Consider the following 26071-nt stretch of genomic DNA (forward strand, 5'->3'; position numbering starts at 1 on the left):
CGATGACCGACCTTCCCAGCCCCTCTGGTTCGACCCTTGCCGAAGCCGAAGCCTTCCTTGCCGCCCACCCCGGGATCGAGGCCTTCGACATCGTGCTGCACGATGCCAACGGCATCGGCCGCGGCAAGATCATCCGCCGGCACGAACTGCTGTCGTTCTACAAGGGCGGGCGGCATCTGCCGATCTCGATCCTTGGCCTCGATATCTGCGGCGAGGACGTGCACGAAACCGGCCTGATCTGGGATCAGGGCGACGGCGACCTGCGGGCATGGCCGATCCCCGGCACGCTGGTGCCGCTGCATGGCACCACGCCCCCGCGCGGCGAGGTCTTCATGTGCATGTATGACCTTGACGGCACCCCGATGACATCCGATCCGCGCCATGCGCTGGCCCGGCAGGTCAAGGCACTGGCGGATCTGGGCCTTTACCCCTCGGCCGCATTCGAGTTGGAGTTCTTCCTGCTGGCCAATGACCGCGGCCCCGACGGCCGGGTGCAACCGGCGCGCGACGTGCTGGACGGCCGCGCCTCGGCCAAGACCGAGGTCTATTCGGTGGACCACCTGCACGGGATGATGCCGCTGTTCGCGGATATCTACGCCAGCGCCGCCAAGGCCGGGATCAAGGCCGAAACGATGATCTCGGAATATGCGCCGGGGCAGTATGAACTGACATTGCACTACCGCACCGACATCCTGATGGCGGCCGATGACCTGATGCGGCTGAAGCGGATCGTGCGGGCACAGGCGCGGGCGCATGGCGTGACGGCCTGCTTCATGGCCAAACCCGTGGAAAGCTATGCCGGATCGGGGATGCATCTGCATGTGTCGCTCTGCGACCGCGAGGGGCGCAACATCTTCATCGAGGAAACCGAAGGCCAGTGGTCGCGCGCCATCCTGCACGCGCTGGGCGGCCTACGCGAGACGATGGGCGAATCGATGCTGGTCTTTGCCCCGCACGCCAATTCGTGGCGGCGCTTCGCCAGCCAAAGCTATGCGCCGGTCTCGCCGACATGGGGGGTGAACAACCGCTCGGTCGCACTGCGCATCCCGGCGGGCGACATCGGCGCCCGGCGGATCGAACATCGCCCCGCGGGGGTGGACGCAAACCCCTATCTGGTGGCCGCCACCGTGCTGGCCGGCATCCGCCGCGGGCTGGAACAGCAGATCGACCCCGGCCCGGAAACCACCGGCAACGGCTATGCCGAGGCGCAGGACGCGCCGCCGATCCCCACCTGCTGGCGCAGCGCGATCCTGGCCGCCGAACAATCCGCCTTCCTGCGCGAGGCGCTGGGGCCGGACATGCACCGCACCTTCACCGCAATCAAGGCCGCCGAATACGCCCGTGTCGCGCGGACGATCCCCGATGTGGACTATGACCTGTATCTTCATACGGTCTAAGCCCCGCCTCACAACGCTGGATTGTGCGCCACGGCTGATCTAGGCTGCGCGGCGATGGGGTTCGGACGCAACATGGATGCACTGCGGGCAAGCCCCGCCTCGACCGTCTGGCACAAGCTGCGCCTGCCGGTCGCAGCCCTTGTCGTGGCCACCTGCGCCGCCACCATCATCGCGCTGGCCTTCGACGCGCGACAAAGGTTCTTTCATATCCAGTTCGACCTGAGCGAGACCGTCGAACACGAACTGACCGAGCTTGAATCCGAACTGGCCCGGCTGACCACCATGCTGGCAGGCCCGGCGCCGGCCACCCAGCTTGCCGGGCTGCGCCAGTCGATGGACGGAATCGGCATGCGGATGCGCCGGCTGGATGCCACCTTCGCCGCCGCCGAGATCCTGCGAACCCAGCCCTATGCCGAAGGGCTGGCGGAACTGAACCGTCGCAGCGGCCGGCTTCTGGCCACCGCGACCTTGCAGGACGCGGCGCTGACAGCCGAACTGACGCCACTTCTGACCGAAACCCGCGACATGCTGGACGCGCTGTCCACCCTTGCCGAACAGGCGCGGGCCGACCATCAGGTGCAGATCGCCGCAAACCGGGCCGTGATCGGCGCCGCCCTTCTGCGGCTGGTGGTGCTGACGGTGGTGCTGGTGCTGGTGCTGTCGGTGGTCTCGGTGCAGCTGATGCGGCTTTACCTGCGGTCGCGCGAACAGGCCGATGCGGCGCGGCGCACCGGGGCGCGGCTGGAAACGATCTTCCGCACCTCGGCCGATGCGATCCTTGTCACTGACTGGACCGGGCGGGTTCTGGACTGCAACCGGGCGACGCTGGCCATCTTTGGCCACCCGCGCGAACGGCTGTTCGGGGCCGATGCGATGGATCTGCTGTTTCCGCAGGACGCGCGCGACGAACAGCGGCTGCGGGTGACGCAGGCGCTTCAGACCTCGGACCCGCGGATCGACGGCCCGTTGCGGCTGGAACTTGAGGCGATCCATGCCGACGGCTCGCGCTTTCCGGTCGAGGTCTCGCTGGCGCCGGCGCGCGTCGAGGGCGGCGACATCATCGTGGCGCTGATGCGCGACATCTCGGCCCGCCGCCGGGCGGAACGCGAACTGACCGAAGCCCGCGACCGCGCGCTGGCGGGCGAACAGGCCAAGGCCGACTTTCTGGCGGTCATGAGCCACGAGATGCGCACACCGCTGAACGGGCTTGTCGGCTCGATCGAACTGCTGGCGCAGACCCCGCTGGACCGGCGCCAGCGCGAACTTGTGACCGTGCTGGGGGCCTCGGCCGAGATCCTGCTGGACCATGTGAATTCGGTGCTCGACATCGCCCGCTCCGAGGCGCGGCCCGCGGATGCCGAGTTCATCGATTTCGATTTCGAACGGCTGCTCGAGGATTGCATCGCCAATCAGGCCAGCATTGCGGCCTCGGGGGGCAATGTGCTGGAACAACGCCCGCTGTCGGGGCGCATCGGCGCACTGCGCAGCGAGCCGGCACGCCTGCGGCAGGTCATGCTGAACCTGCTGGGCAATGCGGTGAAATTCACCCGCAACGGTCATATCATCGTCGAAACCCAGATCATCGAAGACTGGCTTGAGATCCGCGTGATCGACAGCGGGATCGGGATCGCACCCGAGAACCACCAGCGGATCTTCGAGGATTTCGTCACGCTGGATTCGGGCTATGACCGGCGCTCGGGCGGGACGGGGCTTGGCCTTGGCATCGCGCGCCGGCTGGCGCGGATCATGGGCGGCGACATCACCGTGACCAGCGCGCCGGGCAGCGGCAGCCGCTTTACCCTGCGCCTGCCGTTCCGCCCCGGCACCGCCCCGGCCGCGGCCCTTGCGCCCGATGCCGCGGACAGTCTGCCCGCGGCGGCCCCCCTGACCGTGCTGCTGATCGAAGACAACGACATCAACCGTTTCATCGCCCAAAGCTTTCTGGAAAGCGCCGGGCACGAGGTCGTGGCCACACGCAGCGGTCTGGAAGGTCTGGCCGAGGCCGACCGCCGGACGTTCGACGTGGTGCTGACCGACATTTCCATGCCCGTACTGGACGGGTTGCAGGTCGCCCGGCGCATCCGCGACGGCGGCGGGCCATCGGCGGGGTCGCGCATCCTTGCGCTGACCGCCCATTCGCTGGCCGCCGAACCCGAGGCGCTGAGCCGGGCCGGGATCGACGTCTGCCTGCAAAAACCGATCGGCCGGGCCGCGCTGCTGCGCGCACTGGTCACCGCACCCGAGCCCACCGCACCGCCGCCGCCTTCGGCCATCGACACCGACCAGATGCGCGAGCTTCGGTCGCAGATCGGCGGGCCGGCGCTGGCGGCGCTGATCCGGCAGATGATCCTTGACGGCGATGCGGTGATGTCGCGCCTGCGCGCACTGGGCAGCGAACCGCCCCCCGATGCCGCGCGCCGGCTGGCGCATCAGATGGCGGGCGCGATCTCGACCTTTGGCAGCGGCCCGCTGCACCAGCGCCTGACCCGTCTGCTGGATGCGCTGCGGCAGGGCGCGCCGGCGGGGGCCGATCTGGCGGCGCTGCCCGATCTGTGGCAGGCGACGCGCACCGCACTGGCAGACGAGGCCCGCGCGCTGCGGCAGGCCGAAGCCCACGCGCCCGACGGGGCAGACCATCACCCCGCGATGGGCGCTCAGGGCTAGGCCGCCGCAGGATCGGTGGCCGGGGTCAGGCCGCCGCCGCCCGAATCGCCGCAGCGATCAGCGCCGGAACCCGCGGATCAAGACCCAGCGGCGGCAGCACCCGGCCCCGAAAGTCCGCGCTGGCCAGTGCGGTGGGCAGATCCTCGACCACATGCCCCCCCCGCGCGGCAAAGAACGGCAGGCACAGCGCGTCGGGCATGGTGCGGGCGATCTCGGCGATCCGTGGGGTCTGGTCGATAAAGCCGGCCTCGCAGGGCAGGCCAAGCGCGGATGCCAGCCGCGCGGCGCAGGCGCGGGCCACCTCGGCCGGGGCGGGGCTGCGGAACGATCCATGCGCCGCCAGCAGGATCGCGGGCGCCGGCGTCTTGGCCAGCGCCTCGCGCGCAAGGGTGACGGCCAGATCCGTCACCGCGGGATCGGTGCCAAAGGGCGCCGCGATCCGCCAGCCCTGCCCCCCCGCCGCCGCAAGGCGCCGCGGCAGGTTGGTCTGCGTGAACCAGCCGCCAGCCATGAACAGGGGATAGACCAGCCCCGGCGCCCCGGCCGCCGCGATCTCGTGCGGCAAGGCGCCGTCCTCGGCCAGCGTGGCCGCCCTGACGCGCCACCCCGGCAGATGTGGTGCGACCTTGGCGGCCAGCGCCGCAATCTCGGCCGCGGCCGGGCCGGGGTCCGAGGGTTGGCCATGCGCCACGATCAGCGCGGTCCGCGGTGCTGGCTGCATCCTTGCCCCTTCCGATAGCCAAGGGTCGATTGGCCGCGATTCCCGGCCCGGCCGCAAGCCCGCAACAGCGCGAACCGATCAAATTCCGGGCGGCCCGCCGCGGCCCGGCCGCAAAGCCCTTCCCGCACCGGCAAGGCTGCGCCGGAAACGATCCATCTGGGGTATATGTTGACGCACCCCCCGTGCGACTTCTTGACTCGGTCCGGGTCGGGTCCGATGCTTCGAAGCGTGGTGATGAGTGTGGCAGGATCGTTGCAGGCGGATGCCTTTTGCATCCCGCAATGGCGCCTTGCCAGACATCCTTGATCGGCTGCGCGATCCGCGGCCCTGACGGACCGCCGGGAAAGCGTTGCCCGGCTACCGGAACATCCGTCCGTCGCGGCATCGCCCGCGCGGGAAGGCAAGGCTCGGACAGCGGCACGGCAGCACAACAAGGGACCAATTGACGCAGGCCGCCGCCTGCGGTATCGGATAACTTGTTTCTGCACCTGCTCGGATTTAAGGGGCGAGGGATGGCACAAGAATTCGAAGGAGAGGTCGCGATGGCGGGCTCGGCACTGATCTCTTGCTGTTATCGCAGCGTTGCGGCCCCTGACCTGACAATGCGCGACGTTCTCGACATCGTCGAAGCCTCGCAGGTCCGGAATGCGGAAGTCGGCGTCACCGGCGTCCTGCTGTATGCCGGGGGACGGTTCCTGCAATGGCTGGAAGGCCCGGCCGATGCCGTCTCAAGCATCATGGGCTATATCAACCGCGACCATCGCCACAGCGAGATCGAGATCCTTTCGCAGGAAGCCATCGACCAGCGCCGCTTTGCCGACTGGCACATGCAACTGTCCTGTGCCGAATCCGACATCCGCTGCATGGCCCCGGACGGGTGCGACCAGGTGGTGACCGTCGGCCGCAGCCTGCTGCCCGACGATACCGGCACCCTGCCGCTGGACCGTGTGGCCGCGGTGCGGCGCTTCCTGTCCGACGTCTGCGCCGCGCAGGGTCTGGTGCGCGAGGATGGCCCCGAGACGCCGACACTGGCGCTGTTCTCGATGCGGGGGCGCCATTCGCAACGCTCGGCGCTGGCTGAGGCAGCGGCGCGGCTGGGCGATCTGCTGCTGGCCGACCCGCTGGGCGCGCTGGCCGAGATCGAGACGCTGCTGCGCACCCACGCCCCCACCGCCACCGATTTCGCAAGACTTTACGAACGCTGCGCCGAGCGGCTGACACAAGACCTTGCCGCAGACCGGATCTCGGCGCTTCAGGTGACGCTGGCGCTGTCGTCGCTTCAGATGGCGCTGCGGCGCATCCACCACATGCCCGATCCGCAAAAGGGCCATGGCGCCGTGACGGTGGCCGCAACCCCGGGGCAGAAGCCGATCCTGGAAGCCGCACTGGCCGGCGAGATGCTGCGCGCGGCGGGCTGGTCCACCGCCGTGCTTTACCCCGAAAGCACCGCGGAACTGGTGGCGCGCCTGAAAGCCACCCGCACCGCGACGCTGGTGATCGTGCCCAGCCTGCTGGATGGGCCGGTGCAGGAGGCGAGCCTTCGCGATCTGATCGCCGCGGTTCGGGCCGGGCAGGATCTGCCGCGCCAGCGCATCATCGTGGGCGGTCGGCTTGGCCGCGCAGCCCCCAAGGTGCTGCAAGAGACCGGGGCCGACGCGGGCTTTCGCAACCTGTCGGATGTGGCGGGCTGCGTCGCCCGCGTGGCCTGCCCCGAGAATGCCGATTGCTGTTCGATGCGGGCCTGCCGGATGCCGGCCATGCAGTTCTGCGACAAACGCATCAACCCGGACTTCCTTCTGGCCAATGTCATGCCCAGTGTCCTGAGCCGGATGGCTGCCCGTCAGGACAGCCGCCGCAGCGCCTGACTTTTTTCGCTCAATCCTTCCGATCCCGGGTGCAACGCGCCCGGCAGTGCCTACATAGTGGCAGGTCGGCCAGCGGGCCGTCCCCACAAAAGGCTTGGCCGGAACGGCGATGAACAAGACCAGATCCGAAAGGCTCTCTCCTGCACAGGCGACGCTTTCCCGAGGCCGCCGCCCCTTGATCACTGACGTCTCTGCCGCGCGCTGGCTGCTGCTTCTGGTGCTGGCCGCGTCGGTCTATTTCTTTCACGGCTTTCTGGTGCCGGTGCTGGCGGCGCTGATCATCGCCTTTGCAAGCTGGCCGCTGCTGTTGCGGCTGGAACAGGCGCTGGGTATCCGTCGCGGCTTTGCCGGGACGGCGCTGATCGTGATGATCCTTGCCTTCCTTGTCCTGCCGGTGATGGGCGCGCTGGTCTATGCCTTCGGCGAGTTGCAGTCCTGGATCGGCTGGGCGATCAACACCAACAGCCTCGGCGCCCCGCCGCCCGAATGGCTGGCCGGGCTGCCCCATGCCGGCCCGTGGCTGGCCGAACAATGGCGCGACTACATCGGCGAGCCGGGCGCGATCAGCGAACTGGTCCAGCTTGTCTCGGGCGCCAATATCGGCACCATTTCCCGCGGAATCCTGACGGCCGGAACCCTGGCCTTCCACCTTGCACTGACATTGCTGTTCACGCTGATCGCGCTGTTCATCTTCTATCGCGACGGCGAACGGATCGCGGCGCAGATCGACCGCGCCGGCAGCCGCATCCTGCCCGGGCGCTGGGACCGGATCTCGCGCGTGGTGCCGGCCACCATCAGCTCGACCGTCACCGGGATGACGCTGATCGCGATTGGCGAAGGCGTGGTGCTGGGCACGGCCTACTGGATCGCCGGGCTGGGCTCGCCGGTGACGCTGGGCGTCATCACCGGCTTTATGGCGCTGGTGCCGGGCGGGGCACCGTTCTGCGTGGTGGCGGTGTCGTCCTATCTTGCGGCCAGCGGGTCGCCCTGGGCCGGGCTGGGCCTGTTTGTCTGGGGCACGGTCGAATTGTTCGTGGTCGACAAGACGATCCGCCCGGTTCTGGTCGGCGGGCCGGTCAAGCTGCCGTTCCTGCCGACCTTCTTCGGCCTTGTGGGCGGGGTGCAGACCATGGGCATCGTCGGCCTGTTCGTGGGCCCGGTGCTGATGTCGCTTCTGGTTGCGATGTGGCGCGAATGGCAACGAGAGCTTGAGTTGACCGAGCCGCCCGCCCTGACGGCCGAAACCCCCGCAAACGCCCTGCAACCACGACAAGCCGAAACCGCCTGACCCGACGGCGCGCGTTTCAACCGGGCGCCGCACCTTCACCTGACAGGCCAAGGCCCGCGGGCCGGCCGATGCTGCTGCGCGGCGAGGATCGGCCCTTGACCGCGCCCGTAATGCGGCGCGACATGGGTGGCAGAGGGCGATCCACGCCCCGCGACTGCCAAGGGAACATCCCATGTCCGCCACGCTTTCCGACCTTATTGCCTTTCACCGCAACGACGCGCTGGCGATCGGCGCACCGGACCGGCCGTGGCTGACCTATGCCGGCCTGCGCGATCTGGTGGAACACACGGTCCATGCGCTGCATGCCGCCGGGATCGGGCACGGCGACCGGGTGGCGATCGTGCTGCCGAACGGCCCCGAGATGGCGGCAGCCTTCGTCGCCATTGCCGAAGGCGCGGTGACGGCGCCGATGAACCCCGCCCACCGGCTGGATGAGTTCGAGTTCTATCTGGCCGATCTTGGCGCGAAGGCGGTGGTTCTGGCCGACGGCTATGACGGGCCGGCGCTGACGGCCGCCACGCGGCTGGGCCTTGCCGTGCTGCGTCTGGGCCATGATGCGGCAGATCCGGCCGGCAGTTTCACCCTGCGCGCAGAAACGGTGGCCCCGGGAGAGCCCGACCGCGCCACCGCGCGGCCCCGCGACATTGCGCTGATCCTGCACACCTCGGGCACCACCTCGCGGCCGAAGATCGTGCCGCTGCGCCACGGCAACATCGCAGCCTCGGCGCATCACATCGCGCAATCGCTGGCGCTGACACCGCATGACCGCTGCCTGAACGTGATGCCGCTGTTTCACATTCATGGGCTGGTGGGGGCGCTTTCGGCCAGCCTTGCCGCGGGCGCCTCGGTCTGGTGCGCGCCGGGGTTCGATGCCCTGCGCTTTTTCGGCTGGCTCGAAGCGGCACGGCCGACCTGGTATACCGCGGTGCCGGCGATGCATCAGGCGATCCTGTCCCGCGCGCGGCACAACGCCGAGATCCTCGAACGGGTGCCGCTGCGCTTCCTGCGATCCTCATCGGCCTCGCTGCCGGCGCAGATGATGCGGGCGCTGGCGGACACCTTCCGCGCGCCGGTGATCGAGGCCTATGGCATGACCGAGGCCGCGCATCAGATGACCGCAAACCCGCTGCCCCCCGGTGCGCAACGGCCCGGATCGGTCGGGGTGGCGGCGGGCCCGGCGGTGCGGATCGCGTCGGAAACCGGGAACTGGCTGGTCGAAGGGCCGGGCGAGGTCGTGATCTCGGGGCCGAACGTGATGCCGGGCTATGAGGGCAACGAGGCCGCCAATGACGCCGCCTTCTTCGAAGCCGAGGGCCTGCGCTGGTTCCGGACCGGCGATCAGGGCCAGCTGGATGGCGATGGCTATCTGACCCTGACCGGCCGGCTGAAAGAGATCATCAACCGCGGCGGCGAGAAGATTTCCCCGCTGGAAGTCGACGGGGTGCTGATGGACCATCCCGCGGTGGCGCAGGTGGTGACCTTCGCCCTGCCCCATCCGAAGCTGGGCGAGGAAGTGGCGGCGGCGGTGGTGCTGCGCGAGGGCATGGCCGCAGATGAGGCGGCAATCCGCGCCTTCTGTGCCGAGCGGCTGGCCGATTTCAAGGTGCCGCGGCGGGTGGTGCTGCTGGACGAGATCCCGAAAGGCGCCACGGGCAAGCTGCAACGGATCGGACTGGCCGAAAAGCTGGGACTGGCAGACCCGGTCTGACATGCGGATCTGCATCTTCGGCGCCGGCGCGATCGGTGGTTATCTGGGCGCGAAACTGGCGCTTGCCGGGGCCGATGTGTCGCTGGTGGCGCGCGGGGCGCATCTGGCAGCGATGCAGTCCCGCGGCCTGACGCTGATCGAGGACGGGCGCGAGGTGAGGGTTCCGGTCCGCGCCTCGGCCGAGCCTGCGGATCTTGGGCCGCAGGATCAGGTGATCCTGGCGCTGAAGGCCCATTCCGTGCCCGCAGTGGTGCCGCAGGTGGCCCGGATGCTTGGGCCGGACACCACGCTGGTATCGGCGGTGAACGGGCTGCCGTGGTGGTATTTCCACCGCCACGGCGGCGCATTGGAAGGGACGCGGCTGGACAGCGTCGATCCGGGCGGGCAGCAGTGGCAGCAGTTCGGGCCAGACCGGGTGCTGGGTTGCGTGGTTTATCCCGCCGCCGACGTGCCCGAGCCGGGCGTCATCCGCCATATCGAGGGCCGGCGGTTTTCCCTGGGCGAGCCGTCAGGTGCGATTTCGGACCGCGCTCTGGCGCTGTCGGCGGCGCTGACCGCGGCAGGGTTGAAGGCGCCGGTCCGACCGCGGCTGCGCGACGAGATCTGGGTGAAGCTGTGGGGGAACCTGTCGTTCAACCCGATCTCGGCGCTGACGCAGGCGACGCTGGATGTGCTGTGCACCGACCCCGGCACGCGGGGCGTGGCGCGGGCGATGATGCTTGAGGCCGAGGCGATCGCCCTGCGGCTGGGGGTGAAATTCCCGGTGGACGTCGAGCGGCGCATCGATGGCGGCGCGGCGGTGGGCGCGCACCGCACCTCGATGTTGCAGGATCTGGAGGCGGGCCGGCCGATGGAGATCGACGCCCTTGTGGGATCGGTGGCCGAAGTCGGACGTCTGGTGGGGGTAGCCACGCCCACCATCGCGACGGTGCTTGCCCTTGTGCGGCTGCGCGCGAAGGTGGCGGGTCTGGCCTGACCTTGGACGGATCCGGCAGACTGGACGCCGCCGGGGCGCTGCCCCGGACCCCGGGATATTTGGGCCAGAATGAACAACGAGAGGGCGGCGTTCCGAAGTGGAACGTGGCACGGGCAGTTTTTTTCAGCCGGACGGGTGGCGGACATCGCATGGCGAAACCCGCGGCGGGATCATGGATGCGAAAAGGCCGCCCTTTCGAGCGGCCTTCCACAGATCGGCCCGGAGGTCGATTACTGGGCGGCCACGACCGGAAGGCCCGTCACCGGGTCCAGCGTGGCAGCGACCGGCATGCCGTTCGCATCGGTCATGTTGACCACATAGCCGGTTTCGGTCTTCGAGACCGACGACACGGTGTAGCCAAGCGCGTTCAGGCGGGCCGCGATGTCGACCAGCGACATGGCTGCCGGGGCAGCTTCTTCGGCCGGGGCAGCAGCTTCTTCAGCAGCCGGGGCAGCGGCTTCTTCAGCGGCCGGAGCAGCGGCTTCTTCAGCAGCCGGAGCAGCGGCTTCTTCAGCCGGAGCAGCGGCTTCTTCAGCGGCCGGAGCGGCTTCTTCGGCCGGGGCAGCGGCTTCTTCAGCGGCCGGAGCAGCTTCTTCAGCCGGGGCAGCGGCTTCTTCAGCAGCCGGAGCGGCTTCTTCAGCAGCCGGAGCGGCTTCTTCAGCCGGGGCAGCAGCTTCTTCAGCGGCCGGAGCAGCTTCTTCTTCAGCCGGGGCAGCAGCTTCTTCAGCAGCCGGAGCGGCTTCTTCAGCCGGGGCAGCGGCTTCTTCAGCGGCCGGAGCGGCTTCTTCAGCCGGGGCAGCGGCTTCTTCAGCGGCCGGAGCGGCTTCTTCGGCCGGGGCAGCGGCGACCGGCTTCGGAGCCGAGCCCTGATAGTAGTCGGCCAGCCACGGCGTGGTGTTCAGCACCGCCGCATGCACGGCGAGCGAGCTGATGGCCACGGTGCCCAGCAGCAGCGGAACGCCAACGGTCGGACGGACCACCAGCCACATTTTCGAGTTGTTCATCGTTACTCCTCCCTCAGCCGAGCCACGGCGTCGCCGCCGCCGCCAGGAAATGCGCGATCAGCGCCATGCCGCCGAAAACGCGGGTTCCCAGGATGAGCTGCTTCTGCACCTCTTCCGCTTCAGCGATCGTCAGGCCGCTCGGCCAGACTTTTTTCGGATCATCGGTCAACTTGGTACTCCCGAATATTCATCCATCATGCGTGTAGGGCCTGCACGCTGGCTTCGAAAACGGCAGATCCCGCTGGCTTGGGTGTGTGATCCACTTGCCGCCCGGCGCCCTTACCGAATTCTCGACAGTGTGAACCTGTAACGATTCTTGGACATCCGCAATGTCAACCTGATGAGACACCCCCGGAATCGGGTGCGACTTATTTGCCGGCGGTGCCTGCCTCAGCTGCCGCGATAGGTCGAATAAGCGAACGGCGAGAGCAGAAGCGGGACGTGATAGTGCCCGTCCGGGTCAGCGATGCCGAAGCGGATCGGGATCTGGTCGAGAAACGCCACCCCCTCGGCCACCTGCCCGGTGGCGCGAAGATAGTCGCCGGCGGCAAAGACCAGCTCGTAAATCCCGGGGGCCAGGTTGCCAGCCAGCAACGGCGCATCGGTGCGGCCGTCGGCATTGGTCACCGCTTCGGCCAGGGGTTCGCCCGCGCGGGTCAGCGCGATCCTGATCCCGGCGGCGGGGCACCCCCGCGCGGTATCCAGCACATGTGTCGTCAGTCGTCCCATGCGATCCTCCTTCTGCCGCATCCAGCTTGCCGAGTTTCCCGAACGGATGCGACAGGGACTTGCAGGCGCCCGCTTTCGGGGCTTTCCTGAACCGTGAAGACGGAGAGCCTCCCATGAACCGATACCCCCGCGACCTGCGCGGCCATGGCCCGAACCCACCCGATGCAGCCTGGCCCGGCGGCGCGAAAATCGCCGTCTCGATCGTGCTGAACTATGAAGAGGGCGGCGAGAACTGCCTGCTGCATGGCGATGCGCAATCCGAGGCATTCCTGTCCGACATCGCCGGCGCCCAGCCTTGGCCGGGTCAGCGGCACTGGAACATGGAATCGATCTACGACTACGGCGCACGCGCGGGCTTCTGGCGTCTGCACCGGCTGTTCACCTCGATGAACATCCCGGTCACGATCTATGGCGTGGCCACCGCGCTGGCGCGGTCGCCCGAACAGGTGGCCGCGATGAAGGCTGCGGGGTGGGAGATCGCCTCGCACGGGCTGAAATGGGTCGAGCATCGCGACATGCCCCCCGAAGAGGAACGCCGCCAGATCGCCGAGGCCATCCGCCTGCATGCCGAGGTGGTGGGGGAACGCCCGCGCGGCTGGTATACCGGACGCTGTTCGATGAACACGGTGCGACTGACCGCCGAGGAAGGCGGTTTCGACTGGATCTCGGACACCTACGACGACGATCTGCCGTATTGGCTGGAACTGGGCGACCGCGACCAACTGGTGATCCCCTATACGCTGGAAGCCAACGACATGCGCTTCGCCACCGCCCCGGGCTATATCGAGGGCGAGCAGTTCTTCACCTACCTGAAGGACAGTTTCGACACCCTCTATAGCGAAGGGCTTTCGGGCAGCGCCAAGATGTTCTCGATCGGCCTGCATTGCCGCCTGATCGGCCGCCCCGGCAAGATCGCCGGGCTCAGGCGGTTTCTCGACTACGCCCGCGGCCACGATGGCGTCTGGTTCCCCCGCCGCGCCGATATCGCGGCCCACTGGAAAGCCACCCACCCCCACCGCCGGATCGAGCGCCCCTCGCAGATGGATCGCGCCCGCTTCATCGCGCTTTACGGCGGGATCTACGAACATTCCCCCTGGGTGGCCGAACGCGCCTGGGCGCTGGAACTGGGGCCGGCCCATGACAGCCCGGCGGGGCTGGCCAGCGCCCTTGCCCGCGCCTTCCGCTCTGCCCCGGACAAGGACCGGCTGGGCGTGCTGCAAGCCCATCCCGACCTGGCCGGCAAACTGGCCGCCGCCCGCCGCCTGACCGTGGCCTCAAGCGCGGAACAGGCCAGCGCCGGCCTCGACGCGCTGACCGACGCCGAACATACCGCCTTCACCAAGATGAACGCAGCCTACACCGCAAAACACGGCTTTCCGTTCATCATCGCGGTCCGCGACCACGACAAGGCCGGTATCCTCGCCGCCTTCCACCAGCGCCTCACCAACGACCGCGCGACCGAATTCGCCACCGCTTGCCGGCAGGTGGACCGCATCGCAGAACTCCGGCTTCAGGACATGTTCAAATGACCAGCTACTACGCCCCCCCCGGCGGCCTTCCCCCGCAAAGCCAGCTGATGACCGGCCGCGCCACCTTCACCGAGGCCTACGCCTTCATCCCGCGCGGCGTCTTCTCCGACATCGTGACCAGCGCCCTGCCGGGCTGGAGCCACACCCGGCTCTGGCTGATCGCCCGGCCGATGACAGGCTTTTCCGAAACCTTCTCGCAATATGTGATGGAGGTCGCCCCCGGCGGCGGCTCGGACATGCCCGATCCCGAACCGGGCGCGCAGTCGGTGCTGTTCGTCACGCATGGCGAGGTCTGGCTGTCCATCGACGGCCAGGAACACGAACTCGGTGCCGGCGGCTATGCCTATATCCCGGCCGGAACACGCTGGCGCCTTCACAACGGCAGCCACGAACCCGCGCGCTTCCACTGGATCCGCAAACTCTACGAACCCGCCCCCGGCATCGCCCCCCCCGCAGCCTTCGTCACGAATGAATCCGAAATCACCCCCATCGCGATGCCCGACACCAACGGCCGCTGGGCGACAACCCGCTTCGTCGACCCGGCCGACCTTGCCCATGACATGCATGTGAACATCGTCACCTTCCAGCCCGGAGGGCTGATCCCGTTCGAGGAAACCCATGTCATGGAACACGGCCTCTATGTCCTCGAAGGCCGCGCGGTCTACAAACTGAACCGCGACTGGATCGAGGTCGAAGCCGGCGATTTCATGTGGCTGCGCGCCTATTGCCCGCAGGCCTGCTACGCCGCCGGCTCCGGGCCGTTCCGCTACCTCCTCTACAAGGACGTGAACCGCCACGCCCGCCTGCGCGGCCCCGGCGCCTTCGGCCCCCCGCGCTAAGCCCCCGCACCTCGTCTCCAAAAAACGGGCCCCTCTTTCATTCTGGCCCAAATATCCTCGGGGGGAGGCCCGGCCCCCGGCCGGGCCCGGGGGGCAGACAGCCCCCCGCCTTGGCCAAACGGACCGCCTTCGCCAACAGGAACCCCCCGCATGATCCGCATCGAATCCCTGAGTGCCAAGACCTTCGCCCCGTTCGGGGATGTGCTTGACACGTCAGGCCCGCCAGACCGGATGATCAACGCCGGCCTCTGCGGCCGCTGGCACGACCGGGCCCGGCTGGATTTCGGCGCAGGTGGCCGGGCGGGACTGTCGATCTTTCAGGCCCAGCCCCGCAGCCTGCCCTACCCCCTCGATCTGGTCGAGCGTCATCCGGATGGCTCGCAAGCCTTCCTGCCGATGACGCAGAACCCGTTTCTGGTGATCGTTGCCCCCGACGAGGCCGGCCGACCCGGCCGCCCGCGCGCTTTCCTGACGGCCGCCGGACAGGGGGTGAACCTGCTGCGCGGCACATGGCACGGCGTTCTGACGCCGCTTGCCGCGCCCGGCCTGTTCGCCGTGATCGACCGCATCGGCCCCGGCACCAACCTTCAGGAACACCGCTTTCCCACCCCGATCCTTGTCACCGCCTGACAGGCGGTCTGCGCCCGTCCCCCCCGGGGTCAACCTTGCCACGCTCGACCAGGCCCGTGCCTGCCACGGATCCCCACGCGCGTTGCGGACCTCGCCCGACGCGCGGGCCCCCGGGGCGCGCAGACGGGTCGGGCGTCACCAAGGCGCCTGACAGGCCGCCTCGATCCGGTTCCCGTCGGGGTCCAGCACCAGCGCCGCGGAATGGTTCGGGTGGTCGCCCGGCCAGACGCCGGGATCGCGGTCACTGCGGCCGCCCGCGCGCAGGGACGCCGCATGAAACGCATCCACCGCCGCGCGAGAGCGCGCGACAAAAGCCAGACGGGCCTCGGGCTGATGGCATGTCCCGGACCCCGGCCGGATCTCGTCGATCGACAGCGCCCCGACGCCATCCCCGGCCCAGCAGACGCGATCGCGCGCGGACTGGCCCGAGGCCCCCCAGCCGCCCCAGCGCGGCATCGTAGACCTATCGCGACCGTTCAAGATCGGTCACATGCAGCCAGCAATTGCGGTCGATCATCCTTGCTCCCAGATGCGATGGCACCAACCGAACAACCTTGGATTGAAAAAAGATTCCCGCCGCGGCAATAAACATCCAGCCCGCCGCAAATAGCGGGAAAATCCGCCCCGAAGGCCGGATTTCGCGCCACAGGCCGCTTTCCTGCTTGCCAAAACGGGGGGCCTGCATTTTTCATGCTCCGGAACGCTTTTTTGCGAAATGGCCGACGAAGGAGCCCGCGATGGTCCAGACCAGCCCCGCCACCAGTCGCCGCGCCCGCGGTCGCCCCCGGGCGGCCGAGGACAAGACCGAACAGAACACGGTTCAGTCGCTTGACCGGGCGCTGGCGCTGCTGAAGCTGCTCAGCGCGTCAGAGGGCATGACACTGTCGGAACTGGCCACCGCCGGAGGCGAGGCCGCAGCCACCGTCTACCGCGCCCTTGTGACGCTTCAGGCGCATGGCATGATCGAGATGGAGGAACCCGGACAGGTCTGGCACATCGGCGCCGGCGCCTTCCGCATCGGCTCGGCCTTTCTGCGGCGTGCCAATGTGGCCGAACGCGCACGCCAGCCGATGGACCGGCTGATGCAGGCCACCGGCGAGACAGTGGCGCTGGGGATCGAGGCCGACGGCCGGGTGATGCATCTGGCACAGATCGAAAGCCGGCAGGCGGTGCGCGCCTATTTCCCCGAAGGCTCGCCCGGGCCGGTCCATGCCTCGGCCTTGGGCAAGGCGTTGCTGGCCTGGTATCCCGAAGACCGTGTCGAGGCGATCCTGGCCCGCGAGGGGCTGGAAAAGTTCACCTCGCTGACCATCACCTCGGAATCGACGCTGATGCGCGATCTTGTGCGCATCCGCGACCGCGGCTTTGCGGTGGACGATCAGGAAGGCGCCGACGGGATGCGGGCCGTGGCCGCCCCGATCTTCAACGCCTTTGGCGAACCCGTCGCGGCAATCGCCGTGGCCGGTCCCGCCTTTCGCGTCAGCCTGTCCGACAGCACCCGCTTCGGCGCCATGGTCCGCGCCGCCGCCGATGAGGTGACGGCCGCAACCGGGGGCGTCGCGGGCTAAGCCTACCCGCCCGGCCGCTGCGACATGGCAGCGGCCGGGCGGCAGCGCAATCAGCCCAGCGCGTCGTCCTGCGCGTTCAGATGCGCCACCAGTTCGGGCTGAAGCCCCAACCGGGCCGCCAGCATCGCCAGATAGCCTTTTTCGGCCGCGCCATCGCGATCCACCACCAGAAGCGAGGCGGCATAGATCTCGGCCGCCTCCTCGGGCGACCGGGCAAGTCCCGCGATCCGCCCGGGATCAAGCGGCGAATCGAGTTCCGCCGCCACCAGCGCCTGCGCCTCGGGGCCCATGCCAAGTTCGGCCATCTGCCGATCGATGCGCAGCCGTTCGGCCGGGGTCACGCGGCCGTCGGCCTTGGCTGCGGCCACCATCGCCTGCAACAACCGCTCGGACAGGTCGTCGGCCTGATTTTCGTCGGCGGGCAGGAACGGGGTGCCCTGCGGTGCGGGCAGCGCCGAGGGCGCGGCATCGGGGCTTTTGCCGGCCTGCCAGTCCTGCCAAGCGCGATAGGCCAGCGCCCCCACCAGCGCCACGCCGCCGGTTCGCACCGCTGTCCTGGCCAGCTTGCGCCCCCCCTTGCTGCCCAGAAGCAGCGCGGCAAGGCCGCCCGCAATCGCCCCTTTGCCCAGCGCCGACTGGCCGTCCCAAGTCTCTTTGGCCTTGCGTGCCGCGCCCGACAGGCCGTCCTGCACCGACTGCCCGCCCACAAGGGACTGGCCGCCCAGACCGGACTGGCCACCCAGAAAGCCCTCGATCAGCCGTCTTGCATCCTTCATCCGACATCTCCCGGTGCTGTTGACTGTTTCGATATGGGCAGCCTGCGCCCCGCTTCAATGCGCCGCGCCGAATCCCCATACCCGAGCGAAAGAATCAGACTTTACAAGCCTGACCAAATCAGTCACCTTTGCTCCATCATCCAAGCCAGCCCCCAAGGGTCAGCCCGGAGTCTTCAGTCCATATCGGAGGTTCCCATGCGACCCCTGCCCGAACCGGGATTTCACGAACTGCTGCGCCAGGCCCTGGAAGGCTTTCTTCCGGCCGGTGGCGGCCTGACATCTTACCTCGACCGGATGGAGCGTCAGGCATGAACGCGATGTCCGATCCGATCGAGTTGATCGAAGCCGGGATCCCGGTGCATGACGCCCGCCTGCTGACCGATGGCGGCACGCAGGCGCGCATTCTTCTGGACGGGCAGGTCTACTGCCTACGCATCACCCGCGCCGGCAAGCTGATCCTGACCAAGTGACAGTCCGGGCGCGGGCACCCCGCCCGCCCCAAGACCCCGAAAGACCGAGAGACTGATGAAAGCCAACCCGTTCGCCCTTGCCACCGCGCCCCTCGCCCTGCTGCCGCAGAGCAGCATCGGCTTTGAAAACCCGGACAGGCTCGACAATCCGACCACCGTCTTTCCGTGAACCCTTTGCCGGGGCGCAACGTCCGTGGACGGTGCCCCTGCCAGTCATAGGCGGCAAGACACCCGCCGGGGGCCAAGATGATCGTCTGCCACTGCATGAGCATCACCGACAAGGACATCCGCGCCGCCATCGACTGGATGCGGGCGTCCGATGCCGAAACCATCGTCACCCCGGGCAAGATCTACCGCGCCCTTGGCAAACGTGCCGATTGCGGCGGCTGCATGCCGCTTTTCCTTGACACCATGCGCAAGTGCGACAGTTTCGAAGTGCCAATGAACCTGCGCGGCCTGCGCCGCGCGACAAATTCGGGGATGAACGGACATGCAGGGTGATGCCAAGGTCATCGACTATCTCAACGCGGCGCTTCGGTCGGAACTGACCGCGGTCAGCCAGTATTGGCTGCACTTCCGGCTTCAGCAGGACTGGGGCTTTGGCAACATCGCCGCCAAATCGCGCGAAGAAAGCATCGAAGAGATGCACCACGCCGACAAGCTGATCGAGCGGATCATCTTCCTTCAGGGCCATCCCAACCTGCAACGGCTTGACCCGCTGCGCATCGGCCAGAACCTGCGCGAGACGCTGGAAGCCGACCTTGCCGCCGAACACGACGCGCGCACCCTGTATATCGAGGCCCGCAACCACTGCGATCAGGTGGGTGACTATGTGTCGAAAAACCTGTTCGAGGAACTGATCGCAGACGAGGAAGGCCATATCGACTTCCTGGAAACCCAGATCGACCTGATGGGCGCGATCGGCGAGCAGAACTACGGGATGCTGAACGCCAAACCGGCCGACAAGGCGGAATGATCCGCGCCCCGCTGCCCCCCCGGGGGGGGCAGCCCCCCGCGGTCGGGTCACGCCTGCGCCCGCCGGCCCGCGCCGCGGTGGCATGGAACAAGCCTCTGATCCACTCTGGCCAGCGCCGCCCTGCGCCCTAGCTGTTGACAGCCGGTCGCCGGGGCATAAGCCTTCGGCGTGGCACGGGGCCGGGGGTGGTATAAGTGAACGAAGGTTCGGAAACCTTGCTGCGCCTGACGGGCGTACGAAAAAGCTATGTCACGGGCGAAGGCCCGATCGAGGTTCTGGCCGGCGTTGACCTGACGCTTCAGGCCGGGAAAAGCCTTGCACTGACAGGCGAATCCGGCAGCGGTAAAAGCACGATTCTGCACCTTGCGGCAGGGCTGGACGAGGCTTCGGCCGGCCGGATCCTTGTGGCCGGAACAGAGATCACCCACGCCCCCGACAGCCTGCGCGCAAGGCTGCGCCGGGACACGGTGGGCCTTGTGTTCCAGCAGTTCAACCTGATCCCCTCGCTGGATGTGGCGGCGAATCTGGCGTTTCAGGCCCGACTTGCCGGACGACACGATCCGGCATGGCAGGCGGAACTGGCCGAGGCCCTGGGCCTGAAGGGCTGCCTGCACCGCTACCCCGAACAGCTTTCCGGCGGCCAGCAACAGCGCGTCGCCATCGGCCGCGCGCTGGCCGCGCGCCCCCGCCTTGTGCTGGCGGACGAGCCGACCGGCAATCTGGACGAGGCCAGCGCCGATGCGGTCATGGCGCTGCTGCTGCGGCTGGTGGCGCAGACCGGGACGGGACTTTTGATGGTGACCCATTCGATGCGGCTGGCGGCGCGGCTGGGCGGGCGGCTGCATCTGTCGGCGGGGCGGCTGGCATGATCGCGGCGGCACTGTCGGCGCTTTTGTCACACTGGCGACGGCAGCCCCTGCAACTGGCGATGCTTTTGGCGGGGCTGGCGCTGGCCACCGCGCTCTGGTCCGGGGTGCAGGCGATCAACGCCGAGGCGCGGGCCAGCTACGACGCGGCCGCCGCCACCCTTGGGCAGGACCGGCTTGCCCGGATCGAGGCCGAAGGGCCGATCCCGCAGGATGTCTACATCGCCCTGCGCCGCGCCGGCTGGCCGGTGACGCCGGTGGTCGAGGGCCGCTTGCGACTGGACGAGGGCCGCAGCCTGCATCTGATCGGCATCGACCCGCTGACGCTGCCCGCCCCGGCGCAACAGGTCGATTTCGGGCAGGGCGACGCGCTTTTGCCGTTCCTGCGCCCGCCCGGCCTGCTGTTTGCCAATGCCGAGACGCTGGCCCGGATCGACGGCGCCGCCCTGCCGCCGCTGCGGCTGGCCGATCGCCTGCCCCCCGGAACGGCGCTGGGCGACATCGGCCAGATCCAGCGCCTGCTGCGGATGGAGGGCCGGATCTCACATCTGCTGCTGGACCCCGAGGCAGCCCCCGGGCCGCTTCCGGCGCTGGCGCCGGGGCTGCGCCTGCTGCCCCCCGATCAGCGCAACGAGGTTGCCCGCCTGACCGACAGTTTCCACCTGAACCTGACCGCCTTCGGGCTGTTGTCCTTTGCCGTTGGGCTGTTCATCGTCCATTCCGCCATCGGCCTTGCGTTCGAGCAACGCCGCCCGGTGTTCCGCACCCTGCGTGCGCTGGGGCTGACGGCGCGGATGCTGACCGGCCTGCTGCTGGCGGAACTGATGCTGCTGGCGGGGGTGGCCGGGCTGGCCGGGCTGGGCCTTGGCTATCTGGTGGCGGCGGCCCTGCTGCCCGATGTGGCGGCAACGCTACGCGGCCTGTATGGGGCGGAAGTGCCGGGAACGCTGACATTCCGGCCGGGATGGGCGGCGGCGGGGCTGGGGATTGCGGCGCTGGGAACGCTGGCCTCGGCCGCGCAGGGTCTGTGGCGGGTGGCGCGCCTGCCGGTGCTGGCGCCGGCGCAGCCGCGGGCCTGGGCCATGGCCTCGGCGCGGGCGATGCGGCGGCAGGGGCTGGCGGCGGGGGCGCTGCTGCTGGCGGCACTGGGCCTGCTGATCTGGGGCACGGGCATTGTCGCGGCCTTCGCGCTCTTGGCGGCGCTTTTGCTGGGGGCGGCGCTGCTGTTGCCGCTGATCCTGTCGGCGCTGCTGCGGGGGGCGACGCGGCTGGCGCGGGGGCCGATTGCGGAATGGTTCTGGGCCGACACGCGCCAGCAGCTTCCGGGCCTGTCACTGGCGCTGATGGCGCTTTTGCTGGCGCTGGCGGCGAATATCGGCGTGGGCACGATGGTATCCAGCTTTCGGCTGACCTTCACCGGCTGGCTGGACCAGCGCCTTGCGTTCGAGCTTTACCTGTCCGCCCCCGACGAGGCCACCGCCGCCCGCGTGACCGACTGGCTTCAGCCCCGCGCCGATGCCGTGCTGCCGATCTTTCGCGCCGAAACCGAGGTGGCCGGCCGCCCCGCCCAGCTTTACGGCATGACCGACCATGCAACCTATCGCGACAACTGGCCACTGCTGGCCGCGGTGCCCGATGTCTGGGACCGGCTGGCCAGTGGCGACTGGGCGCTGGTGAACGAACAACTGGCCCGGCGCGAGGGGCTTTCCCCCGGCGACCCCCTGCACCTGCCGGGATGGCAGGGGCGGATCGCCGCGATCTACAGCGATTATGGCAACCCCTCGGCGCAGGTGATCGTCTCGACCGCGCGACTTCTGGCGCTTCACCCCGAGGTCGACCGCCGTCGCCACGGCATCCGCGTGGCCCCTGACCGCGCCGCGGCCCTGGCCGACGACATGCGCGCCACCTTCGACCTGCCCGAGGCCGCGCTGATCGATCAGGCCAGCCTGAAGGGCTTTTCGGTGCAGGTGTTCGAACGCACCTTTGCGGTGACGGCGGCGCTGAACGTGCTGACGCTGGGGGTGGCGGGGCTGGCGATGTTTGCCAGCCTGATGACGCTGTCGGGGATGCGGCTGCCGCAGCTGGCGCCGGTCTGGGCGATGGGGCTGACGCGCAACCACCTGGCTTGGCTTGATTTTCTACGCACCCTTCTGCTGGCGGCGGCAACGATGGTGGCGGCGCTGCCGCTGGGGCTGGCGCTGGCATGGGTGCTGCTGGCGGTGGTGAATGTGCAGGCGTTCGGCTGGCGGCTGCCGATGCATGTGTTCCCGCTGGACTGGCTGCGGCTGGGGGCACTGGCGCTGTTGGCGGCGGCACTGGCGGCTGCGGTGCCGGTGCGGCGGCTGGCGCGGCTGGCGCCTGCGGATCTTCTACGGGTGTTTGCGAATGAACGTTAGGATACTTGCGCTGTGCCTGTTCGCCAGCCCCGCCTTAGCGCAGGGCTTTGCCGGTCTGGGACAACAGGCCGAGGGCTTTGCCCTGCCCCGCCGCGGGGACGAGTTGACCTTTCCCCGCGATCATGGGGCGCATCCCGACTATCGCATCGAATGGTGGTATCTGACCGCCGTTCTGACCGGCGCCGATGGCGCCGACTATGGCATCCAGTGGACGCTGTTCCGGTCTGCCCTTGCGCCCGAGGCAGGCGAGGGCTGGGAAAGCCCGCAACTCTGGATGGCCCATGCGGCGCTGACCACGCCCGACGCCCATCATGTGGCCGAGAAACTGGCCCGCGGCGGCATCGGTCAGGCCGGGGTGACGCCCAGCCCCTTCGCGGCATGGATCGACGACTGGCAGATGCAGGGCCGGGCCGCCGCCGGCACGGATGCGATTTCGGCGCTGGATCTGACCGCCGGGGGCGCAGGCTTTTCCTATCGGCTGGCGCTGGACGCGCAGGGGCCGCTGGTGGCCCATGGTGACGGCGGCTATTCGGTGAAATCGGCGGCCGGGCAGGCAAGCTGGTATTATTCGCAACCCTTCTATGCCGTCACCGGCGATCTGGAGGTGGATGGCCGCGCGATCCCCGTCACAGGGCAGGCATGGCTGGACCGGGAATGGTCGTCGCAGCCTCTGGCCGAGGATCAGATCGGATGGGACTGGTTCTCGTTGATCTTCGACGACGGCGCCCGGTTGATGGGGTTTCGGCTGCGCGATGCGGGCGCGGGCTTCACCAGCGCAACATGGATCGCCCCGGACGGCACCCCCGAACCCATGGCCCCCGGCGCGTTGCGGGTCACGCCGCTGCGCAAGGCGCAGGTGGCCGGGCGGCAGATCCCGGTGGACTGGCGGGTGGAACTGCCGGACAAGGCGGTGGATGTCACCGTATCGGCACTGAACGATGCGGCATGGATGGGCACCACCGTGCCCTATTGGGAAGGGCCGATCGCGGTCACCGGCAGCCATTCGGGGCGCGGCTATCTTGAGATGACCGGCTATTGAAAGGGCGCCTCGGCACGGTGCCGGGCGCCCCTTTCGCCTGTCCGGGCAACGGTTGGTCAGTGCAGGACCGGATGCCGGGCCATGTAGTCATAGGTCCGGGCGTTCGGGCAAAAGCCGCAATCCTCGGGGCGCAGATGATCGGCATCGGCCAGCGCGCATTTGCAGGCCTTCACGCTGCCGCAATGGGTGCAGACCTCCAGCAGGTCCAGATAATCGGCATAGTCATGTTGCAGCGCCACCGGATCAAGGCCGAACACCTGCGCCATCTGCAACAGACGGTCGCCGACATTCTCGGGCATCCGGGCAAACTGTTCGATCTGCCAGCGCGTGATGCCAAGATCTTCCAGATCGCGGTCGGTCAGCGCGTGAACCTCTTGCAGCCGGTGCCATTGATCGAAGAAGGCGCGAACTCGTTCCAGCATGGCGATTCCCCTTGGGTCATTCTGTTTCGTCGCCATCGAAGTACCCTTTTCTCACACCGGGAAACTTGATCCTGGTCAAGAAAGTTTACCAATTTAGCCGGTGAGATGTCGCAGCCCCTGCGTCACATCCGTGCGGACCGCCAGCCGCAAACCCGGCTCATCCCCCGCGCGCAGCGCGGCCAGGATGCTGCGGTGATGCTGGGGCGGCTCGTTCCGGCGCAGGCGGCCATACAGCGCCCGCATCGTGGGGCCCAGTTGCAGCCAGACCGTTTCCGCAATGGCCAGCATCGCCGGCGCCTGTGCGCGCAGGTAAAGCGTGCGGTGAAATTCCAGATTGGTGCGGATATAGGCCACGGCATCGGCCTTCACCACCGCCTCGGCATTGGCGGCATTGATCGCGGTCAGCCGGTCGATCAGCGCGAAATGCGCCCGCGGCAGGGCGCGGGCGGCCAGTTCCGGCTCCAGCAGGGCGCGAATCGCGGACAACTCCTCGATCCGCTCGGGCGACAGTTCCGGCGTCGCCACCCGCCCGGACGAAGACAACGACAGCGCCCCTTCGGCCACCAGCCGGCGAACCGCCTCGCGCGCCGGGGTCATCGAGACGCCAAAGGTCTTGGCCAGCCCGCGCAGCGTCAGCGCCTGCCCCGGCGCGATCTCGCCATGCATGACCTGTGCGCGCAGGCTGCGGTAAAGCCGCTCATGCGCCGAAGCGGTCAGGTCGGAAGGGCGGACTTGGGTCACCATGCGCGCCAGCCAAGCACCGCCCTGCCGCTGCGGTCAATCCCCGAAACGGAAGCCGTGCAGCACCTGCCCCTGCCGCTTCAGCCAGATCCGGTGCGGCTGATAGCCCGGCATCAGCCGCCCGACCACCGCCCAGAACGCGGGCGAATGGTTCATCTCGGCCAGATGGGCCACCTCATGCGCGGCGACGTAGTCCAGCACCTCGGGCGGGGCAAGGATCAACCGCCACGAGAACATCAGGCTGCCATCCGCGGTGCAAGACCCCCAGCGCGACCGCGTGTCGCGCAGGGTCAGCCGCGCATAGGGCCGCCCCAACGCCGCCGCGTGGCGGTCGCAGGCCGCGGCCAGCCGGTCGCGCGCCCGCAGGCGCAGAAAGGCCGCCAGCCGCGCCGCCACCCGGTCCGGATCGCCCGGCACCAGCAGCGAATCGCCCTCGATCCGCACCAGACGGCCGGTTCCCGGCTGCACGAGAAGCGCCCGCCCCTCGACCGGAAGCCGTGTGCCAAGACCGACCGGGGCGGTCTGCGGCACGCTTTCCAGCGCGGTGCGAATCCAGTCCTGATGATCGCGGGCGAAGGCCAGCGCCTCGGATTCGCGGGCACGCTGGGGCAGCGTCAGCGTCACGCGCCCGTCAAGCCGCGACACGCGCAGCGAAAAGCGCCGGGCACGCCCGGAACGGCGCAGGGTGATCTCGACGGGGGGCGGGCCGGGCAAGACGGGCATCGGGGGCTCCTTCAGGCGGCAGATTAGCGGCGGCGCGGGCAGAGAAAAGCCCTGAAAATCCCGGGTTTCCGCGCGGGGCGAAAGGCTTTGACAGCGCGGGGGGCTTGTGGCATGGCTCCTCAATTCTGCATCAGACAGCCTTGCAAGGGGATCACCATGCCCAAGGAAGAATGGGGCACGAAGCGCATTTGCCCGACCACCGGGAAGCGTTTCTACGACCTCAACCGTAACCCCGTCGTCAGCCCCTACACCGGCGAGGTGGTGGATATCGAAAGCGCCCGCCGCAAGGCGGTGGCTGCCGTCATCTCGCGCGTGGCGCCCGAGAAGGACGAAGACCTTCTGGTGGACGATCTCGAGGCCGAGGACGATCTGCTTGACGCCGAAGCGCCCGAAGATACGGACGTCGACGACGACCTGCTGGAAGACGACGCCGACGACAACGTGTCGCTCGACGATCTGGCCGATGTGGCCGGCGACGACGAAGAAAGCTGATTGCTGTCGGGGGGCGAATTTTCCTCTTGCGCCCCCCGCCGCGAGATTCTAGATAGCCCGGGCGAAGCGGGAACGGTTCGCAAAACCCAAGCAGGCCGGCAACGGTTTGCACCTCCGGTGGGGTCATAGCTCAGTTGGGAGAGCGCTTGAATGGCATTCAAGAGGTCGGCGGTTCGATCCCGCCTGGCTCCACCAAAAAACCAGCACGCAGACGCACTGTAAATCATCCTTCGGGATGCACGGCATTCAGCT

Annotated in this window: 27 protein-coding genes and 1 tRNA gene; 18 read left to right on the top strand and 10 right to left on the bottom strand. The window is 68.5% G+C overall.

From position 1 onward, the window contains the following. The first annotated feature begins 2 nt into the window (after window positions 1–2). Together CRO07_RS09760 and CRO07_RS09765 are read left to right on the top strand one after the other, a co-directional pair. Entirely contained in the window at window positions 3–1397 is a 1395-nt protein-coding gene (locus tag CRO07_RS09760) for a glutamine synthetase family protein (RefSeq protein WP_097030506.1), read from the top strand. 72 nt (window positions 1398–1469) lie between these two features. Further along, complete coding sequence (locus tag CRO07_RS09765; RefSeq protein WP_235840966.1) at window positions 1470–4061, top strand: hybrid sensor histidine kinase/response regulator; 2592 nt, start codon at window positions 1470–1472, stop codon at window positions 4059–4061. Window positions 4062–4086: 25 nt separating this feature from the next. On the opposite strand, the gene CRO07_RS09770 is transcribed toward CRO07_RS09765, so the two are convergent. Continuing rightward, complete coding sequence (locus CRO07_RS09770; RefSeq protein ID WP_097030508.1) at window positions 4087–4782, bottom strand: CbiX/SirB N-terminal domain-containing protein; 696 nt, start codon at window positions 4780–4782, stop codon at window positions 4087–4089. A gap of 512 nt (window positions 4783–5294) precedes the next feature. Here CRO07_RS09770 and CRO07_RS09775 point away from each other — a divergent pair. From CRO07_RS09775 to CRO07_RS09790, 4 genes are all read left to right on the top strand, one after another. Beyond that, window positions 5295–6647: a BLUF domain-containing protein gene (locus tag CRO07_RS09775; RefSeq protein WP_097030509.1), complete on the top strand. Its 1353-nt coding sequence runs from the start codon at window positions 5295–5297 to the stop codon at window positions 6645–6647. A gap of 109 nt (window positions 6648–6756) precedes the next feature. Further along, complete coding sequence (locus CRO07_RS09780) at window positions 6757–7935, top strand: AI-2E family transporter (RefSeq protein WP_097030510.1); 1179 nt, start codon at window positions 6757–6759, stop codon at window positions 7933–7935. Window positions 7936–8107: 172 nt separating this feature from the next. Further along, window positions 8108–9643, top strand: coding sequence for an acyl--CoA ligase (locus CRO07_RS09785; RefSeq protein WP_097030511.1), 1536 nt, complete (start codon window positions 8108–8110; stop codon window positions 9641–9643). A gap of 1 nt (window position 9644) precedes the next feature. Then, window positions 9645–10619, top strand: coding sequence for a 2-dehydropantoate 2-reductase (locus CRO07_RS09790; protein WP_097030512.1), 975 nt, complete (start codon window positions 9645–9647; stop codon window positions 10617–10619). A 230-nt stretch (window positions 10620–10849) separates the two neighbouring features. Here the strand turns inward: CRO07_RS09790 and CRO07_RS09795 are convergent, their stop codons facing one another. The 3 genes from CRO07_RS09795 to uraH all read right to left on the bottom strand — a co-directional run bounded on the left by CRO07_RS09795 (window position 10850) and on the right by uraH (window position 12352). Beyond that, entirely contained in the window at window positions 10850–11623 is a 774-nt protein-coding gene (locus CRO07_RS09795; protein ID WP_097030513.1) for a light-harvesting protein, read from the bottom strand. Window positions 11624–11636: 13 nt separating this feature from the next. After that, window positions 11637–11792, bottom strand: coding sequence for a light-harvesting protein (locus CRO07_RS09800; protein ID WP_096786656.1), 156 nt, complete (start codon window positions 11790–11792; stop codon window positions 11637–11639). Window positions 11793–12013: 221 nt separating this feature from the next. Further along, on the bottom strand, window positions 12014–12352 hold the full coding sequence (gene uraH, locus CRO07_RS09805; RefSeq protein ID WP_097030514.1) for a hydroxyisourate hydrolase: 339 nt from the start codon (window positions 12350–12352) through the stop codon (window positions 12014–12016). Window positions 12353–12465: 113 nt separating this feature from the next. On the opposite strand from uraH, the gene puuE reads away from it, so the two are divergent. The 3 genes from puuE (at window position 12466) to CRO07_RS09820 (ending at window position 15350) form a co-directional block, all read left to right on the top strand. Further along, the gene (gene puuE, locus CRO07_RS09810; protein WP_097030515.1) at window positions 12466–13881 is read left to right on the top strand and encodes an allantoinase PuuE; all 1416 of its coding nucleotides are present in this window, start codon (window positions 12466–12468) and stop codon (window positions 13879–13881) included. Next, window positions 13878–14720 (top strand): bifunctional allantoicase/(S)-ureidoglycine aminohydrolase, encoded by an 843-nt coding sequence (locus tag CRO07_RS09815; protein ID WP_097030516.1) that lies wholly within the window; start codon window positions 13878–13880, stop codon window positions 14718–14720. Before puuE ends, CRO07_RS09815 begins: the two co-directional genes overlap by 4 nt. A 150-nt stretch (window positions 14721–14870) precedes the next feature. After that, window positions 14871–15350, top strand: coding sequence for an ureidoglycolate lyase (locus CRO07_RS09820; RefSeq protein ID WP_097030517.1), 480 nt, complete (start codon window positions 14871–14873; stop codon window positions 15348–15350). Between the two features lie 135 nt (window positions 15351–15485). Here CRO07_RS09820 and CRO07_RS09825 read toward each other — a convergent pair whose 3' ends face one another. Further along, complete coding sequence (locus CRO07_RS09825) at window positions 15486–15806, bottom strand: VOC family protein (protein WP_235840967.1); 321 nt, start codon at window positions 15804–15806, stop codon at window positions 15486–15488. A 7-nt stretch (window positions 15807–15813) separates the two neighbouring features. After that, window positions 15814–16035, bottom strand: coding sequence for a hypothetical protein (locus tag CRO07_RS09830; protein ID WP_097030518.1), 222 nt, complete (start codon window positions 16033–16035; stop codon window positions 15814–15816). 52 nt (window positions 16036–16087) lie between these two features. On the opposite strand from CRO07_RS09830, the gene bhcR reads away from it, so the two are divergent. After that, the gene (bhcR, locus tag CRO07_RS09835) at window positions 16088–16918 is read left to right on the top strand and encodes an HTH-type transcriptional regulator BhcR (protein WP_097030519.1); all 831 of its coding nucleotides are present in this window, start codon (window positions 16088–16090) and stop codon (window positions 16916–16918) included. Between the two features lie 50 nt (window positions 16919–16968). On the opposite strand, the gene CRO07_RS09840 is transcribed toward bhcR, so the two are convergent. Next, on the bottom strand, window positions 16969–17694 hold the full coding sequence (locus CRO07_RS09840) for a tellurite resistance TerB family protein (RefSeq protein ID WP_097030520.1): 726 nt from the start codon (window positions 17692–17694) through the stop codon (window positions 16969–16971). 308 nt (window positions 17695–18002) lie between these two features. Here CRO07_RS09840 and hemP point away from each other — a divergent pair, with 308 nt between their 5' ends. From hemP to CRO07_RS09875, 6 genes are all read left to right on the top strand, one after another. Further along, window positions 18003–18164, top strand: coding sequence for a hemin uptake protein HemP (gene hemP, locus CRO07_RS09850; protein ID WP_097030522.1), 162 nt, complete (start codon window positions 18003–18005; stop codon window positions 18162–18164). 246 nt (window positions 18165–18410) lie between these two features. Beyond that, a complete protein-coding gene (locus tag CRO07_RS09855; RefSeq protein ID WP_097030523.1) occupies window positions 18411–18665 on the top strand; it encodes a (2Fe-2S)-binding protein in 255 nt (84 codons plus the stop codon). After that, window positions 18655–19140 carry a bacterioferritin gene (gene bfr / locus CRO07_RS09860; RefSeq protein ID WP_097030524.1) on the top strand — a complete coding sequence of 162 codons (486 nt, stop codon included), beginning with the start codon at window positions 18655–18657 and terminating at the stop codon, window positions 19138–19140. Before CRO07_RS09855 ends, bfr begins: the two co-directional genes overlap by 11 nt. A gap of 194 nt (window positions 19141–19334) precedes the next feature. Continuing rightward, window positions 19335–20009, top strand: a complete 675-nt coding sequence (locus CRO07_RS09865; RefSeq protein WP_097030525.1) for an ABC transporter ATP-binding protein — start codon at window positions 19335–19337, stop codon at window positions 20007–20009. Further along, window positions 20009–22402: an FtsX-like permease family protein gene (locus CRO07_RS09870; RefSeq protein WP_097030586.1), complete on the top strand. Its 2394-nt coding sequence runs from the start codon at window positions 20009–20011 to the stop codon at window positions 22400–22402. Before CRO07_RS09865 ends, CRO07_RS09870 begins: the two co-directional genes overlap by 1 nt. Then, a complete protein-coding gene (locus CRO07_RS09875) occupies window positions 22392–23441 on the top strand; it encodes a lipocalin-like domain-containing protein (RefSeq protein WP_097030526.1) in 1050 nt (349 codons plus the stop codon). Before CRO07_RS09870 ends, CRO07_RS09875 begins: the two co-directional genes overlap by 11 nt. A 56-nt stretch (window positions 23442–23497) precedes the next feature. Here the strand turns inward: CRO07_RS09875 and CRO07_RS09880 are convergent, their stop codons facing one another. Genes CRO07_RS09880 through CRO07_RS09890 form a run of 3 tightly spaced genes read right to left on the bottom strand, consistent with a single transcriptional unit; the run spans window position 23498 to window position 25327 of the window. Next, window positions 23498–23899 (bottom strand): DUF1127 domain-containing protein, encoded by a 402-nt coding sequence (locus CRO07_RS09880; protein ID WP_235840968.1) that lies wholly within the window; start codon window positions 23897–23899, stop codon window positions 23498–23500. A 57-nt stretch (window positions 23900–23956) separates the two neighbouring features. Beyond that, the gene (gene agkR, locus CRO07_RS09885) at window positions 23957–24607 is read right to left on the bottom strand and encodes a GntR family transcriptional regulator AgkR (protein WP_097030528.1); all 651 of its coding nucleotides are present in this window, start codon (window positions 24605–24607) and stop codon (window positions 23957–23959) included. A 33-nt stretch (window positions 24608–24640) separates the two neighbouring features. Next, window positions 24641–25327 (bottom strand): M48 family metallopeptidase, encoded by a 687-nt coding sequence (locus CRO07_RS09890; RefSeq protein ID WP_097030529.1) that lies wholly within the window; start codon window positions 25325–25327, stop codon window positions 24641–24643. 156 nt (window positions 25328–25483) lie between these two features. Between CRO07_RS09890 and CRO07_RS09895 the strand changes: the two genes are divergently transcribed. Then, the gene (locus tag CRO07_RS09895; RefSeq protein ID WP_097030530.1) at window positions 25484–25819 is read left to right on the top strand and encodes a TIGR02300 family protein; all 336 of its coding nucleotides are present in this window, start codon (window positions 25484–25486) and stop codon (window positions 25817–25819) included. 119 nt (window positions 25820–25938) lie between these two features. Continuing rightward, window positions 25939–26014: transfer RNA gene (locus CRO07_RS09900), tRNA-Ala, on the top strand. Window positions 26015–26071: the final 57 nt, after the last annotated feature.

The organism is Cereibacter ovatus (assembly GCF_900207575.1).
In the GTDB taxonomy this organism is placed as follows: Bacteria; Pseudomonadota; Alphaproteobacteria; order Rhodobacterales; family Rhodobacteraceae; genus Cereibacter_A; species Cereibacter_A ovatus.